Source organism: Streptococcus sp. HMSC073A12, from assembly GCF_001812815.1.
Lineage (GTDB): Bacteria > Bacillota > Bacilli > Lactobacillales > Streptococcaceae > Streptococcus > Streptococcus vaginalis.
In genome coordinates, this window is sequence record NZ_KV810569.1 from 130,947 (window position 1) to 147,175 (window position 16,229).

At 35.4% G+C, this 16,229-nt stretch carries 18 protein-coding genes; all 18 read left to right on the forward strand.

Annotation, left to right across the window (positions count from 1 at the left end; genetic code table 11):
• The first annotated feature begins 129 nt into the window (after window positions 1-129).
• The 18 genes from HMPREF2876_RS09860 (at window position 130) to HMPREF2876_RS09940 (ending at window position 16,186) form a co-directional block, all read left to right on the forward strand.
• Window positions 130-540, forward strand: coding sequence for a helix-turn-helix domain-containing protein (locus HMPREF2876_RS09860; RefSeq protein ID WP_070584870.1), 411 nt, complete (start codon window positions 130-132; stop codon window positions 538-540).
• On the forward strand, window positions 527-739 hold the full coding sequence (locus tag HMPREF2876_RS09865; RefSeq protein ID WP_070584872.1) for an SHOCT domain-containing protein: 213 nt from the start codon (window positions 527-529) through the stop codon (window positions 737-739). Before HMPREF2876_RS09860 ends, HMPREF2876_RS09865 begins: the two co-directional genes overlap by 14 nt.
• A 61-nt stretch (window positions 740-800) precedes the next feature.
• Window positions 801-2,366, forward strand: a complete 1,566-nt coding sequence (locus HMPREF2876_RS09870) for a recombinase family protein (RefSeq protein ID WP_070584875.1) — start codon at window positions 801-803, stop codon at window positions 2,364-2,366.
• The gene (locus HMPREF2876_RS09875) at window positions 2,363-2,773 is read left to right on the forward strand and encodes a recombinase family protein (RefSeq protein ID WP_063633078.1); all 411 of its coding nucleotides are present in this window, start codon (window positions 2,363-2,365) and stop codon (window positions 2,771-2,773) included. The genes HMPREF2876_RS09870 and HMPREF2876_RS09875 overlap by 4 nt, the downstream gene beginning before the upstream one ends.
• Before the next feature lie 17 nt (window positions 2,774-2,790).
• Window positions 2,791-4,359, forward strand: a complete 1,569-nt coding sequence (locus tag HMPREF2876_RS09880; RefSeq protein ID WP_222563623.1) for a recombinase family protein — start codon at window positions 2,791-2,793, stop codon at window positions 4,357-4,359.
• A gap of 289 nt (window positions 4,360-4,648) precedes the next feature.
• Complete coding sequence (locus tag HMPREF2876_RS09885) at window positions 4,649-5,221, forward strand: TetR/AcrR family transcriptional regulator (protein ID WP_005367034.1); 573 nt, start codon at window positions 4,649-4,651, stop codon at window positions 5,219-5,221.
• Between the two features lie 103 nt (window positions 5,222-5,324).
• Window positions 5,325-7,064, forward strand: a complete 1,740-nt coding sequence (locus tag HMPREF2876_RS09890) for an ABC transporter ATP-binding protein (RefSeq protein WP_070584881.1) — start codon at window positions 5,325-5,327, stop codon at window positions 7,062-7,064.
• Window positions 7,057-8,766 carry an ABC transporter ATP-binding protein gene (locus HMPREF2876_RS09895; protein WP_070584883.1) on the forward strand — a complete coding sequence of 570 codons (1,710 nt, stop codon included), beginning with the start codon at window positions 7,057-7,059 and terminating at the stop codon, window positions 8,764-8,766. The genes HMPREF2876_RS09890 and HMPREF2876_RS09895 overlap by 8 nt, the downstream gene beginning before the upstream one ends.
• A 2-nt stretch (window positions 8,767-8,768) precedes the next feature.
• A complete protein-coding gene (locus HMPREF2876_RS09900) occupies window positions 8,769-10,286 on the forward strand; it encodes an ABC transporter ATP-binding protein (protein WP_070584885.1) in 1,518 nt (505 codons plus the stop codon).
• Complete coding sequence (locus HMPREF2876_RS09905) at window positions 10,276-10,980, forward strand: energy-coupling factor transporter transmembrane component T (protein ID WP_070584887.1); 705 nt, start codon at window positions 10,276-10,278, stop codon at window positions 10,978-10,980. The genes HMPREF2876_RS09900 and HMPREF2876_RS09905 overlap by 11 nt, the downstream gene beginning before the upstream one ends.
• 10 nt (window positions 10,981-10,990) lie before the next feature.
• Window positions 10,991-11,575 carry an MptD family putative ECF transporter S component gene (locus tag HMPREF2876_RS09910; RefSeq protein ID WP_070584889.1) on the forward strand — a complete coding sequence of 195 codons (585 nt, stop codon included), beginning with the start codon at window positions 10,991-10,993 and terminating at the stop codon, window positions 11,573-11,575.
• A gap of 748 nt (window positions 11,576-12,323) precedes the next feature.
• Window positions 12,324-12,497, forward strand: coding sequence for a hypothetical protein (locus HMPREF2876_RS10710; RefSeq protein WP_024052571.1), 174 nt, complete (start codon window positions 12,324-12,326; stop codon window positions 12,495-12,497).
• On the forward strand, window positions 12,494-13,297 hold the full coding sequence (locus tag HMPREF2876_RS09915) for a replication initiator protein A (RefSeq protein ID WP_024052570.1): 804 nt from the start codon (window positions 12,494-12,496) through the stop codon (window positions 13,295-13,297). Before HMPREF2876_RS10710 ends, HMPREF2876_RS09915 begins: the two co-directional genes overlap by 4 nt.
• A 148-nt stretch (window positions 13,298-13,445) precedes the next feature.
• Window positions 13,446-14,798 carry a DNA (cytosine-5-)-methyltransferase gene (dcm, locus tag HMPREF2876_RS09920; RefSeq protein WP_070584892.1) on the forward strand — a complete coding sequence of 451 codons (1,353 nt, stop codon included), beginning with the start codon at window positions 13,446-13,448 and terminating at the stop codon, window positions 14,796-14,798.
• A complete protein-coding gene (locus tag HMPREF2876_RS09925; RefSeq protein WP_024052567.1) occupies window positions 14,782-14,967 on the forward strand; it encodes a hypothetical protein in 186 nt (61 codons plus the stop codon). Before dcm ends, HMPREF2876_RS09925 begins: the two co-directional genes overlap by 17 nt.
• Window positions 14,968-14,976: 9 nt before the next feature.
• Window positions 14,977-15,372, forward strand: a complete 396-nt coding sequence (locus HMPREF2876_RS09930; protein ID WP_024052566.1) for a thioredoxin domain-containing protein — start codon at window positions 14,977-14,979, stop codon at window positions 15,370-15,372.
• Window positions 15,369-15,602 carry a helix-turn-helix domain-containing protein gene (locus HMPREF2876_RS09935; RefSeq protein WP_003033668.1) on the forward strand — a complete coding sequence of 78 codons (234 nt, stop codon included), beginning with the start codon at window positions 15,369-15,371 and terminating at the stop codon, window positions 15,600-15,602. Before HMPREF2876_RS09930 ends, HMPREF2876_RS09935 begins: the two co-directional genes overlap by 4 nt.
• 2 nt (window positions 15,603-15,604) lie before the next feature.
• Window positions 15,605-16,186 (forward strand): CPBP family intramembrane glutamic endopeptidase, encoded by a 582-nt coding sequence (locus tag HMPREF2876_RS09940; protein ID WP_024052565.1) that lies wholly within the window; start codon window positions 15,605-15,607, stop codon window positions 16,184-16,186.
• Window positions 16,187-16,229: the final 43 nt, after the last annotated feature.

Below are 16,229 nucleotides of genomic sequence, written 5' to 3' on the forward strand. Positions count from 1 at the left end.
AGGCTTTTTTTTATTTTGGGTTTACTATCCTCTCTTTTCTTTTGCCTGTGATTTATAGGGAGAAGATTTTACATTAAGTCGGACAAATCGTTTTGAAACTCCCTTAGCCAGTGAGAAGGGAGTAGACCGATGAAATTAGAAGAAAAAGAAAAGATAAAGATTTTAAGAGAAAAGGGACTTGGATATACAGCGATAGCAAAAGAGATAAATATTTCTGTAAATACCATCAAAAGTTACTGTAAGCGTCATGGCCTTGGTGGAACTAAAACTTGTGATGAGGATACATCTCTCTGTGAGTATTGCGACAAACCTGTCATACAAAAACCGGGGAGAAAAAAGAAAAGATTTTGTTCAGATAAATGCAGAAATAACTGGTGGAATAAAAATAGAGAGTTAGTAAGTAAGAAAGCCAACTATGAGTGTATCTGTGCTAACTGTGGTAAAACCTTTATTTCTTATGGCAATAAAAACCGTAAGTATTGCAGTCATGAATGCTATATTTCTGCTCGTTTTGGAGGTGAGTGCCATGAAGATAACTAGCAATAATCAAATTAGATCTGATACACCATCAAGGGAATTTACAGAAGAAAAAATGCAAAAGTACTTTGAATATGAAGTGGCACAAATGCTGACAAAGAGACTAGTAGATAATGGATTAATTTCAGAAGATGAAGCGGTGCAGGTTAGCGAGCTTAATAAGCTCAATTTTGAGCCTTTTTATAAGGAAATACTGGATTAATAACTTGATAAATAGTGTCTTTAGAGTGATATATAGTACTGACCAAAAAGGAGGTGAGACGATGGCAAAGATAACAAAAATAGAGAAAAGACAGCAAAATAACAGAGTTAAGAAAATGCGAGTAGCAGCCTATGCTAGAGTTTCAACAGAAAGTGCAGAACAACTCCTTAGTCTTGAAGTGCAAAAAGAACACTATGAAAATTGCATAAAGGCAAATCCTTACTGGGAATACGCAGGGCTATATTTTGATGAAGGTATCAGTGGAACAAAAATAGAAAAAAGGGAGAGCCTGCTGAAATTACTTGATGATTGTGAAAAAGGAAAAATTGATAGGGTTATTACAAAATCTATCAGTAGATTTGCAAGAAATACAGTGGACTGCCTTGAAATGGTAAGAAAACTTACAGGACTTGGAGTAGCCATCTATTTTGAAAAGGAAAACATAGATACTGAGCATATGAACTCAGAACTTATGCTTTCAATTCTAAGTTCTATTGCAGAAAGCGAATCAAGATCCATTTCGGAAAATAGCAAATGGTCGTTAAAAAGAAGGTTTGAAAATGGGACTTATGTTATTTCCTATCCACCCTACGGCTATGAAAATGTTGATGGAAAGATGGTTGTTGTTCCAAGTGAAGCTGAGATTGTGAAGGAAATTTTTAGAATGGCAATATCAGGATTGGGATCATATCTAATAGCGAATGAACTAAACAAAAGAGGCATAGCTACAAAGAAAAACAGCAAATGGCACTCTTCAACAGTTCAAGCTATTTTAAAGAATGAAAAATATACAGGAGATGTTATCTTTCAAAAAACCTATACAGACGAGAATTTTAACAGACATCAAAATCGTGGGGAAAAGGTCAGATATATGATGAAAAATCACCACGAACCTATTATTAGCCATGAGGATTTTGAACTGGTAAAAACTGTAGTAGGTCAGAGAAAAAAAGAAAAAAATATAGATGGTTCAGATAACAAATATCAAAAAAGATACGCTCTTTCCGGAAAGGTATATTGCGGAGAATGTGGTTCAAAAGTAAAAAGGTGCATGAGATATGCACAAAGTGGAGACTATGCTGCTTGGACCTGCGTTAGGCATATTGAAGATAAGAAAAGTTGCAACATGAAGTATATAAGAGAAGAACATATCAAAGCAGCATATGTTCAAATGATGAATAAGCTTATAGCAGGCAAAAATACTATGCTGAAGCCTTTTGTAGACACTTTGCGAGGTGGCAATAACAAGAATCGGCTAAGGCATATTTTAGAACTTGATGAAAAAATAGAAAAGCTGAATGAACAAGCTCAGGTACTAACAAAGCTATTAAGTAGTGGCTATATAGAGTTAGATGTATTTTACGCAGAAAACAATAATATTTCTTTGGAGCTTGATGAACTTGAAAAGGAAAAAACAAGTCTTTCGTCAATCGTTAGTGGAGATCTAAATCATCTAAATGAAGCTCAAAAACTACTAAGATTTATAAACAAAAGTGATTGTATCAAAGATTTTATTGATGATACTTTTTCGGAATTTGTTGAGAAGATTACGATAGAAGATAGACTTAAATTTACCTTTCATCTGAAGTGCGGCTTAAATTTAACAGAGGAGGTGATAGTAAAGTGACACACATACCATATGGATACCGAGTAGAGAATGCAAAAGGTGTTATCTATATACCAGAGGCTGAGAAGGTGATTGCTCTATATAAAAAATATCTTGAATGTAACTCAATGAGGGCATCAGCAAAAGCTGTAGGAATAGATAAAACACATAGTTCCATTGGAAAGATATTAAGAAATACGGTATATCTTGGAACAGAATTTTATCCAGAATTGATAGATGAAGATCTATTTAATAAGGTTCAAGAAGCTAGAAAAAATAATACGATTCAAAGGAACAGAATCAAAGAAATTAGTCCTTCAGAAGCGTTTGTGCCTGTTACGGAATTTAAGTGCTGCAGAGCAGAGCTGAAATTTGATGATCCATATAAGCAGGCAGAATATGTATATAGTTTGATTAGGGAGGGATAGAGTTGAATGAGAATGTAATGCTTATTCCCGCTAGGAAAAGACCGGGGAATTCGATAAGTAATCAAAAAGAAAAACCTAAGTTAAAGGTAGTAGCTTATTGTAGAGTTAGTACTGATAGCGAGGAGCAAGCTGGAAGTTATGAAATGCAGGTGAAGCACTATACGGACTATATTTCTAGAAATAGTGATTGGGAATTTGTGGGAATTTATGCGGATGATGGTATATCGGGCACAAATACCAAAAAGCGTGAAGGCTTTAATGAGATGATTAATGACTGCATGGCCGGTAAGGTTGATATGGTTATAACTAAATCTATCAGTAGATTTGCAAGAAATACCATAGACTGCCTGAAGTATGTAAGGCAGCTAAAAGACAGCAACATACCTATCATATTTGAGAAAGAAAATATAAATACTATGGAAGCAAGCGGTGAACTTCTTCTTACCATTATGGCATCACTTGCTCAGCAAGAATCAGCTTCATTATCTCAGAATGTTAAGATGGGTCTACAGTTTAGATATCAAGAGGGGAAAGTACAGATTAACACAAACTGGTTTTTAGGCTATACCAAAGATGCAGATGGCAATCTGATTATCGATGAGGATGAGGCTAAGGTTGTAAAAAGAATCTATCGTGAGTATCTAGCTGGATCAAGTCTAAGAGAAATTGCGACAGGACTCCAGAGGGATAAAATAAAAAATGGAGCAGGACATCTTAAGTGGCATGTTTCTAACATAAAAGGAATTCTGGAGAATGAAAAGTACATTGGTGATGCACTACTGCAAAAGACAATTACAACAGATTTTATCAATAAAGTTCGTATTAAGAATGATGGAACAGAGCCTCAATATTATGTAAAAGATAACCATGAAGCCATTATTCCAAGAGATATATTCATACAGGTGCAGGAAGAAATGCTAAGGCGCGCTAATATGTTTAGTGGAGAAGGGAAAAAGAAAAAGCGAGTCTATTCAAGTAAATATGCGCTTTCTAGTCTTTGTATTTGCTCGAAGTGCGGTGATATTTACAGGCGAGTCGCTTGGAATAATCGTGGAGAGCGTTTGGTGGTATGGCGTTGCTGCACAAGGGTTGAGCATGGGCCAAAAAGCTGTGATGCACCAACTGTACGAGAGGAAGAACTGCAAGAAGCAGTTGTAAAAGCCATGAATGAGGTTTTGAAAACTTCTGATGATACTGAAAAAATTCTAATAAAGAATATTGAGAAAGTAGTTGCTGGAAGTAACGATGAAGAAATAGAAGCCATCAATAGAGTAATTGCGGTAAAACAAAAGGAACTCCTTGCACAGGTAAGAGCTAAGAAAGACTATACTGACATTGCTAATGAAGTTGATACCCTAAAGGGTGAAAAACATAAGATGCTTGTTCAAAAGGCTCTTGATGAAGATGCCAAAAGACGCATCAAGGATATGAAAGAGTTTCTCAAAAGTCAGAGCAGAGAGATAACAGAATATGATGAAGAACTTGTGAGAAAATACATCAAGCAGATAAAAATATACGATGATATGTTTGAAATAACCTTTAAATCTGGAATAGAAATAAATATTGAGAGAATAAGGATTGATTAAATCCTTTGAATGAATTTCGGGGCCTTAGGGTACACCCTAACAAGTTAAAAATTGATAAAAAAAGAAGCAGATCCCAAAGGACTGCTTCATTAATTTTTTCGTAAGTGTACGGACACTTACTGTGCTTGCTACATAAGAATGAATTAGATAGCAAGCATTAAGCAAGTTTTGAATTTATAACTATATTATACCATAAGGACGCCATAATTTCCACATGTAACTTGACAAATATTGAATTTTGATTTATTATTAAATATATATTCAGTATTGGAATAGAAAGAGGTGTGCTATGGCACAAGTATTAAAAGAAGAAGTTAGAAATAGAATACTCGAAGCAGCAGAAAAAGTATTTTATAAAAAGGATTATAGAGGTGCCAAATTAACAGAAATTGCAAAAGAAGCAGATATTCCTGTGGCACTCATTTATACCTATTTCAAAAATAAGGAAGTTTTGTTTGATGCAGTAGTAAGTTCTGTTTATATAAACTTCGAGTCAGCTTTTAATGAGGAAGAATCTTTGGAAAAAGGTTCTGCTTCTGAAAGGTTTGATGAGGTTGGAGAAAATTATATTCATGAACTTTTAAAAGAGCGTAAGAAGTTAATTATTTTAATGGATAAAAGCTCAGGTACAAAGCATACAGAAGCAAAACAAAAACTCATATCACAAATGCAGGTTCATATTGAAGTAAGTTTAAAAAGACAATCGAAACAGGAATATGATCCAATGCTTGCCCATATTTTAGCCAGTAACTTTACAGAGGGACTTCTTGAAATAGCAAGGCATTATCAAAGCGAAAAGTGGGCGAAAGATATGCTAAAACTTATTGCAAGGTGTTATTACAAGGGAGTGGAATCCCTATAATCAGCACTAAAAAATAGACTTTGCGTAATCAGCAAAGTCTTACTTTAAACCTTAATACTGAATTAAAATTCAATATTATTCAATTTTGAAAGGAGAGTTGTTCATGCCGGAAAAAGAATTAAGAAAAAAAGTGATTGGGAAAAACGGCTTATCCAATTCACTTCTTGCTTTAAAAATAGTATTTGATTTGATACCACAAATCTTACTTGTATATTTGATTAGTTCTTTAATCACAAACAATATTAACGAAGATAATTTAAAGTATGTATTCATTGGAATCTTTATATCATTTGTGTTAAAAGGCGTGTTTTACTATTTTGCAACAAAGGTTGCTCATGAGAAAGCATACGAAAAATTAACAGAACTTAGGTTAGATATTATTGATCATCTAAAAAAACTAAGTTTAGGATTTTTTAAAGAACATAATACAGGAGAGCTTACCAACATTGTTCAGCATGATGTGGAACAAGTGGAAGTATACCTTGCCCATGGTCTTCCTGAAATAATGTCAGTTACACTTCTACCTACCATTATTTTTGTAGCTATGATTTTTGTGGATTGGCGTCTTGCTCTTGGAATGATTGCTGGAGTTCCACTTATGTATTTGGTAAAAGTTCTTTCACAGAAAACAATGGACAAAAACTTTGCTATTTACTTTAACCATGAAAACAAGATGAGAGAAGAGCTAATGGAATATGTAAAAAATATTTCTGTTATTAAGGCTTTTGCTAAAGAAGAGGAGATAAGTGAAAGAACATTAAAAACGGCAAGAGAATATGTTTACTGGGTTAAAAAGAGCATGGGGATGGTTACAATCCCAATGGGACTCATTGACATATTTATGGAAATTGGAGTGGTAATTGTCATGATTTTGGGAAGTATCTTTCTTTATCATGGGAATATTACAACACCTAATTTTATTCTTTCAATAATTTTATCGTCTGCTTTTACTGCATCTATAAGTAAGACTGCTACATTGCAACATTTTTCTATTGTGTTTAAGGAAGCATTAAAGTCCATAGGAAAAGTTTTAACAGTTCCGCTTCCAACCAAGAATACAGAACAAGGTTTAGAGTTTGGAAATATAGAATTTAAAGATGTGAATTTTGCATACGGAAAAGATGGTTTTGAGCTTAAAAATATCAATTTAACTTTTAAGAAAAATAGTTTGAATGCCTTTGTAGGAGCAAGTGGTTGTGGGAAAAGTACTGTATCTAATTTGCTTATGGGATTTTGGGATGCAGACGAAGGACAAATACTGATAAATGGAAAAGACATAAAAGAATATAGTCAAGAAAATATATCAATGCTGATTGGTAGTGTGCAACAGGAAGTTATCCTTTTTGATTTAAGCATTTTTGAAAATATAGCAATCGGAAAACTAAATGCAACAAAAGAAGAAGTTATAGAAGCAGCTAAAAAAGCAAGATGCCATGATTTTATTTCAGCATTGCCAAATGGATATGAAACACGAGTAGGTGAAATGGGAGTCAAGTTATCCGGTGGAGAAAAACAAAGAATATCAATTGCGAGAATGATTCTTAAAAATGCACCGATTTTAATATTAGATGAGGCAATGGCAGCTGTTGATAGTGAAAATGAAAGACTAATCGGTGAAGCGATTGATGATTTAAGTAAGGATAAAACTATCATTACAATTGCTCATCATCTAAATACGATTAGAGATTCAGACCAAATTATAGTTATGGATAAGGGCGTTGTTCTTGATGCAGGAAGCCATGAAGAGCTGATGAAAAGATGTGATTTTTATAAGGATATTGTTGAAGCACAGAACAAGGTAGATAGATGGAATTTGAAAGAGGTGGTAACAGAAAATGTTTAGAGAAATGTTAAAACTACTTACAAAAACTGGCAAGAGAGATTTGATTATATCAAGTGTATTCTTTGCCCTTTATGGACTCAGCTCCATAGCCATGATTGTTATCGTATTTTCTATACTGTTCCAAATCTTTGACGGAACGAGCTTAGCAAGCCTATATAAATATTTTATTTCAATTGGATTACTTGTAGTCTTCAAAGGTATTTGTAATATGGTCGCAGATATGAAAAAGCATAGTGCAGGTTTTGATATTGTTCAGCAAATAAGAGAACGCATGATTATCAAATTAAAGAAATTCAGCTTGGGATTTTATACCAATGAAAGACTGGGCGAGATCAATACAATTTTACACAAAGATGTTGATAATATGTCCCTTGTTGTAGGACACATGTGGTCAAGAATGTTTGGTGATTTTTTGATAGGTGCAGTCGTATTTGTTGGTCTTGCAAGTATTGATTTAAAACTTGCTATTCTAATGGCTGTATCTGTTCCGATTGCACTTATCTTTTTATATCTGACAATTAAGCAATCTGAAAAAATAGAGAATCAGAATAACTCAGCACTTCTTGATATGGTTAGTCTATTTGTTGAATATGTGAGAGGAATACCTGTATTAAAGAGTTTTTCTAACAATAAGAGCTTGGATAATGAGCTTATGAATAAAACAAAGAAGTTTGGAGAAACAAGTAAATCAGCTTCAAGATTTAAGGCAAAACAATTATCTATATTTGGATTTTTACTGGATATTGGATATTTGGTTCTTTTAATTGCAGGAACAATATTTGTTGTAAAGGGAAATCTTGATGTACTTAATTTTATTATCTTTGCGGTAATTTCAAAAGAGTTTTATAAGCCATTCGCTTCTATGGAACAACACTATATGTACTATGTTTCGGCGGTAGATAGTTATGAGAGACTTTCAAGAATTTTATATGCAGATGTAATCCCGGATAAAGTGAATGGAATTGTTCCGAAAGACAATGATATAGCTTTTGAAAACATAGATTTTTCCTATGAAAAAGATGAATTTAAAATGGAAAACTTGAGTTTTTCTATTGCTGGAAAAACAATGACAGCCTTAGTTGGGGAATCAGGAAGTGGAAAGACTACGATAACCAACTTGCTTTTAAGATTTTATGATGTGCATAAAGGGAAAATTACACTCGGAGGAACTGATATAAGGGATATTCCTTATGATGAGCTTTTAGATCGCATTAGTATTGTCATGCAAAATGTTCAACTGTTTGATAACACGATTGAAAAAAATATCAGGGTAGGTAAAAAAGGAGCAACGGAAGAAGAAATCATTGAAGCTGCAAAGAAAGCAAAGATACATGATTTCATTATGAGTTTACCAAAAGGTTATGAAACTGATATTGGAGAAAATGGTGGGATTTTATCAGGTGGACAAAGACAAAGAATATCTATTGCAAGAGCTTTTCTAAAGGATGCACCTATTTTAATTCTTGATGAAATGACAAGTAATGTTGATCCTGTAAATGAATCTTTGATACAAGATGCCATTACAGAACTTGCAAAAAATAGAACTGTACTTGTAGTGGCTCATCATTTAAAGACAATTCAAAAAGCTGACCAAATTCTCGTGTTTCAAAAAGGCAATTTACTTGAAAAAGGAAAGCATGGGGAACTTCTTGATAAAAATGGTTACTACACAAAATTATGGAAAGCTCAGTACGAGGTATAATCATGATTCTGTTAAAAGATGTTTCTTATGAATGGGAAGATGGGCGAACTGCTTTAAAAAATATCAATCTTGAAATTAAAAAAGGTGAATTTGTTTTGATTTCAGGGAAAAGTGGAAGCGGTAAAAGTACTCTTGGAAGTGTAATGAATGGTCTTATTCCGCATTATTACAAAGGCAAAATGCAAGGAAAAGCCTTTGTGTCAGGAAAAGATATAAGCAAATTATTACTTCATGAAATAGGGCATATTGTAGGGACTGTATTTCAAGATCCAAGAAGTCAGTTTTTTACGACAACTACAGATGAAGAAATAGCTTTTGGTCTTCAAACGATTTGTAAATCAAGAAAGGAAATCAAACAGAGAGTAGAAGAAGTATATGCAGAACTGGATATTGAGGAACTGAAAGGAAAATCTGTTTTTGAATTATCAAGTGGACAGAAACAAAAGATAGCTATTGCAAGCATCTATGCGATGAATCCGAAAGTTTTAATTTTAGATGAACCTTCAGCAAATTTGGATATGAAAGCAACATTTGATCTGTTTTTAATTTTGGAGAAATTAAAGAAAAACGGAACAACGGTTGTTCTAATTGAACATCGTTTGTACTATGTAAAATCTTTATTTGACCGTTTTCTTTTGGTGAAAGATGGAGAGATTGCACAGGACTTGAGTCGGGAAGAAGTTATCCATCTTGAAGGGGAGTTTTGGGATGAAAATGGACTAAGAACTCTTGAATTAGAAGAATACAGGATAAGTGAGAAGAAAGATTCATATCAATTAAATGATGAAAGTATCAACGGAAGAGGATTGAGATTTTGCTATCCGAATGTAGCTAAGGATGGAAAGAAACAAAACAAGTACATCTTAAATCATCTTGATTTCAATATGGAGTGTGGAAAGGCCATTGGTCTTATCGGCTTAAATGGTACCGGGAAAACTACCTTTGCAAGAGTGATTTCAGGACTTGAGAAGATAAAAGATGGAACAATATGGGCGGGAGAAGATAAGTCGCTTAATCATAAAGATTTAATGGATATGTCATATTTTGTCTTTCAAGATTCAGACTATCAGTTGTTTTCGGAAAGTGTACTTGATGAAATGCTACTTGGCATTTCAAGTAAAGATAAAAAAGAAAATACACAAAAGGCAAAGTTTATTTTGAATGTACTTGGCTTAGATAAATACGTTGATAAACATCCGTTTGCTTTATCAAGAGGAGAAAAACAAAGACTGACAATAGCTTGTGGAATGATGAAACAGGCAAAGATTTTCATCTATGATGAACCAACATCAGGTTGTGATAAAGACTCAATGCTTTCGGTGGCAAAATTGATTGAAGAACAATTAAAAAATGGGACAACAGTTTTGGTAATAAGTCATGATTTTGAGTTTTTAGCAAACACAGTAAGCGAGCTGTGGGTAATGGGAGATGGAAAAATAGAAACTGTTTTGAATATGAGTGAAAGTAACAAATTTCTCATATTAGACAAGATGAGAGGAGGTAGAGAGCTTGTCAGATAGAAAAAATATAGATCCGAGAATAAAGCTTACTCTACTTCCAATTGTTGGGTTTACGAGCTTTTTTATAAGCGATACAATTTTACTTTTTGTACTAATTGTTTTTGCCTTTTTTCTATATTTATATAGCGGTATGTGGAAAAGGGCGTTACGCTTTATCTTGTTTTTTGTGCTTTTATACGGCATAGAGTTAGGGATTAGCAAGTTTTCTGAAGCAAGCATCGTATTTGCAATATATATGTTTATTTACTTTGCATCAAGAATGACCTTAATTGCTATGTTTGGTGGATATATAACAAAGACTACAAGTGTAAGTGAAATGCTTGAAGCATTGAATAGAATGAAAGTACCAAGAAGCATTGGTATACCTTTTAGTGTTTTGCTTAGGTTTGTACCAACTATAAAAACAGAACTCAAGGCATTAAAAGAGAATATGAAGATTCGAGGAATTGTAACAAGTAGATTTTTTCCATTGCTACACCCAATTAAATATATTGAATATACACTTGTTCCGCTTTTAATGAGAATGATTAAGATTTCAGATGAATTGTCAGCTTCAGCACTCATTAGAGGACTTGATAGTGATGAGAATAGGGTAACATTAACAGAATTGCATTTTAAATGTGCAGACTTAACTATTGGACTATTAGGAGCTTTTATGATTGCTCTTATGATAGTAATACAGAGAATTTATTAGGAGGACTTTTATGAAAAACAAATTAAATGGTCGTGATTTTATTACAATCGGAATTTTTAATGCAATTGGAATTGTCATATACATGGCAGTTGCATTTGCTATGGCAACAACAGTTGTTGGAGGATTTATTGCTTCAGGAGTTAGCTTTATGGTAGCTGCCACGGTTTATATTCTTATGGCTGTGAAAGTTAAAAAGAAGGGCGTATTTACAATATCGGGAACGCTTCTTGGTTTAATTGCGTTGTCAGGAGGACATTTGCCTCATGCAGTCTTTGCTGTAATCGGTGGAATTATATGTGATTTGATTATAGGAAATTATGAGAGCAAGGGACGAATGATTATTGGATATGGGACATTTGCATTAGCAGATTTTTTAGGAACAGTAATTCCTGTGATTTTATTCGGAACAGCTTCTTTTGTGGAAAGAGCGTCAAAATGGAAAATGAGCGAAGCACAAATAAATGAAGCATTATCTTATTTCAAAGTTTCGTGGGCAGTAGGCTTTGGTTTGACAACTTTTGTTCTTGCTTGCATAGGAGCATTCGTTGCAACAAAGATACTCAAAAAGCATTTTGAAAAAGCAGGAGTGATTTAATCAATCTTTATTTGTGAGGGAAAAATGGATTAAATAATGGAGGTAATTGCTATGTATTATTTAGGGTCTGTTATTCATATAGAAAAAAACAATAGACCTTTTTGATACTGGTAATTACCATAAAAAATCAAATTTAAAGTATAGAGAAAGAGCAGGATTCTTTAATTTCAGAGGACTTCTTATGCCTATGTGCAGAAGTCCTCCTTTTTTGTCTTAAAACGCAGACAAAAAAGAAATGGAGGAAATAAAATGCCAAAAGAATATTACCTTAATGTCAATGGACAAAAGGTAAAAGTCATCGAGCAGATAGACAAAAATCAACATAACCAGTGGATTGTAAATATTAAAATTTAGTTTATAATAAAAAGTTAGAAAATAATTATCATTACAGCTTAAACCTTTTAACGATAGCCTTGTTCTATCGTTAAAAAGTATGATTGATAAGTTTCCACGAACGGATACACTGCCTTGTTATTCATACTGTTTTTGCGAGCCACGTGGAGTGCGTAGTGTTGCTACAACGAAGCAAAGAGTGAAAATCCTTTATTTTAAGCACTTTTTCAAGCATTTTGTCTTTATTGAAAAGAGTGCTTTTGACATAAAAAAGGTTCAAAAAAAGTACATTGATGTGAACGTATGCTTGTATGTCGACTGCGTAGACAAAAAATAGATACGTCGTAAAATATTTTAGTTTGGTGAGAACATTTTAATAAGTGTTCTCACTTTTTTTATTTTCAGGAGGAAAATCATGGAAAAAGAAGAAAAGTCCTCACGGTATGCTGTGATGTGCCATCTCATGACTATCATGAGAATTGATGTTGATGAAGCAACACATTTAGTTGCTGAAATGGAGAAAGCAGAGTTGATTCAATTTGATGAACTGGGGAATGTTGGATTTTTATTGTTGGAGGGACAATCATGAAACGTATTACCGCAAATCACTATCAAACGTCAGAGCGTTACTACAAGCTCCCAAAACTTTTATTTGAGAGTGACCGCTATAAGGAGATGAAACTAGAGGTTAAGGTGGCTTATGCGGTCTTAAAAGATCGATTGGAATTATCTCTGAGTAAGGGATGGATTGATGAGGATGGAGCTATTTATCTCATTTATTCCAACTCAAAATTGATGGCACTTCTTGGTTGTTCCAAGTCTAAATTGCTGACGATTAAAAAGACATTGAGAGAATTTGGACTGATTGATGAAGTCCAACAGTCTTCCAGTGAAAAAGGGCGTTTGGCTAATAAGATTTATTTAGGGGAGTTAGAACATGACACCACCCCAGTCTTAAATTCAGACGGGGGTAGTGTTCAAAAAACACTAGGGGGGTCTCCAAATCAGCCGGGGTCGGTTTTAAATTCAGCCCCTAGTGAGACTGAATATAGTGAAACTGAAAAGAGTGATTTCCTTATTGAGGACGAGGAGGAGAGGCGAGTTGTAGTTGAAAAACAAGAAGATACCTTTTCTCCAAAAGTTGACTCAGTGACCAAGTACGATCGAGATTATATTTGGGGCTTGGTTCATGACCAGTTGAGACAAGCAGGCTTATCTCAGTCAGCTAGTGATTACGCCATGATTTATTTTAGTGACCGTTATCAGTACGCTTTGGAACATATGAGATTTGCTCGGTCGGCAGAAGCGATAGCCGAATACGTGTTTAATGGTGTGCTGTCTGAATGGACTAAGCAACTAAGGCGACAAGAAGCGAGGGGAGGTGATTAAGATGATTTGGTGGATACTAGGTGGAGTCTATCTCATCTCCCTTATTATTTTATTGATTGAAATCATCCGTGCACCAGATATGGATGACCATATTTAAGTAAGAGTTTTACAAATAGTAAGGCTCTTTTTATTTTGAAAGAGAGGAAAAATGAAGTTTTTAGATTTATTTGCTGGAATAGGGGGCTTTCGACTGGGGTTAACCCGTCAAGGCCATGAGTGTGTTGGTTTTTGTGAGATTGATAAGTTTGCGAGGAAATCTTACAAAGCTATGTATGAGACCGAAGGAGAGATAGAATTTCATGACATTAGACAAGTCACAGACCAAGACTTTAGACAACTTAGAGGGCAAGTGGACATCATCTGTGGGGGATTCCCTTGCCAAGCATTTTCACTCGCAGGTCGACGATTGGGATTTGAGGATACTAGAGGTACTTTGTTCTTCGAGATTGCTCGAGCGACCAAACAGATCCAACCACGTTTTTTATTCTTGGAAAACGTCAAGGGCTTACTCAGTCACGACAAGGGAGAGACATTTCGAACAATCCTCACTACATTGGATGAGCTGGGGTATGATGTCGAATGGCAGGTGCTTAACAGTAAGGACTTCCAAGTCCCCCAAAACAGAGAAAGGGTCTTTATTATCGGACATTCTCGAAAATACCGTTCCCGATTCTTATTTCCTCTCCGAAGAGAAGGTAGCCCAGCTCATCTTGAAAGACTAGGAAATGTTAATCCATCAGGGAAAGGCATGAGTGGGGAGGTTTACTTGAGTCACGGATTATCCCCAACTCTAACCAGAGGAAAAGGGGAAGGAGCTAAAATTGCTATACCAGTTTTAACTCCTGATAGGCTAGAGAAACGCCAACATGGCAGACGCTTTAAGGACAATCAAGACCCCATGTTTACCTTAACTGCTCAAGACAGGCATGGTGTCGTTGTCGCAGGAACCTTACCAACATCTTTTGTTCAAACTGGACGCATCTATGATATTTCAGGAGTATCCCCAACACTTACCACCATGCAGGGAGGCGATAAAGTTCCTAAGATTCTTTGTCGGGAAGAAGCTCCGCATTTAAAAATCAAAGAAGCTACTAAACTAGGTTATGCCAAGGCGACAATAGGGGATTCTGTCAACCTTGCTTATCCAGAGTCCACAAAACGAAGGGGACGAGTCGGTAAAGGGGTATCTAATACGATAACTACTTCTGACAATATGGGGGTAGTTGTGGCAGCTCTTGAATACCGCAAGGACAAGTGGTATGAGGTGACAGGGATTGTCATTGATGGGAAACTCTATCGTTTAAGAATCAGACGGCTGACTCCCAGAGAGTGTTTTAGACTTCAGGGTTTTCCTGACTGGGCCTATGAAAGAGCGGAAAGCGTCTCCAGTAAAAGCCAGCTGTATAAACAAGCAGGCAATAGTGTGACCGTGACAGTCATCGAAGCCATCGCTGGAGCATATAGAAAGATTGAGGAAGAAGAACATGAAGTTGTTACATAATAAAAGTATTAGGGAATGTATAGAACTGGATGAAGCCATCCATCAAGCTGAAGTGGAGATGACAATTCTGATTACGATTGAATGTTTCGGCGAAGGCAAGTCTCCGATTGATAGGAGTAAAGTTTTCACACCACTGACTCAAGAATTGCATAAGGATTTATCCGTATAGGAGGGAGACATGTTAGAAATCTATTTAAGTCGAAATACCAGTCGTAATCAGAAACTCCTTAACTTTTGTAGGTCACATGACATTTCCTATACCTGTAAAGATGTTGGTCACTTGGCCCATGAGGATTTACTGGACTTATTTGCCAAAACCAGTGATTGTTTTGAGATGTTAGCTCCATCCTTTCAGCGCTTTAAACGTCATAAACAGATGAAATTGAGTGAGTTGGTCACTTTGGTTCTTCGAAAACCTGAACAGAATTTACGTCTCCCTCTCGTGGTTTGTCAGAAGAAAGTGTATCCCGATATGAGTGTAGAAGAGGCACGAACCTTTCTTCCAAGAGACCATAAGGAAGTCCTCTTTCGTGAACATCTCTTTAAGGACTTGACAGAACAGGAGGATCTATGAACGAGCGCTTTTGGGAAAATTTAGAAATCCTCCTCATTGATAAGGGTATGTCTTGGGCAGATTTAGCACGGAAAATCTTTAAAGGTCAATATGTCTATCCCAGTGAGTTTAATCGTCTCTATCAGACCTTCCGTCATTATAAGTCCAATCGCCTTATGCCTCAACTCAAATGGGTGGAGAGAATTGTAGCAGTCTTAGAGATTGATTATGAAGATTTGTTTAGGAGGTAGAGATGGGACGAGTATTACTGATGTACGGAGCCATTCATGCTAATGTGCTCTTAGTTAGTCTCTTCTTAATGGGATGGATTGATGGGATAGGCTTAATCGTCTTACAAGTTGCTTTTTTAACTTTTTTGTTGTGGTTTTGGAAACACTATGGCATTCCCAAAAGAAACATGCCCTTGATAAAGAGAGGACTTTGGCTTTTAGGGAGCCTTGGTGTGATGGTTAGTTTAGCTATCCTAGTGAGTTTCCTTTTTTCAGGAACAGAAACCAATCAACGAACAATCCTGTCTATTCAAAATCAAGTTCCTAAAATTTCCTTTATTCTATTTTTAGTCAATGCTAGTATGGCGGAAGAAGTGGTGTATCGAGAGTTATTATGGGGAAAGCTGTCTTTTCCAGTCGTACAGGTTGTTTTGACCAGTTTCCTCTTTTCACTAGCGCACCACCCTTCTAGCATGATAACTTGGTTCATTTATGGCAGCTTAGGAGTGACATTAGGACTGGTTCGTCTCAAAACGGATGTTTTAATGTCTACTCTGGTTCATCTCTCTTGGAATGGTGCGGTTTTTCTTCTATCATTTCTGTGATACCAAAATCAAGAAGGCTTTCGTATTATGAAGGCACCCTGAT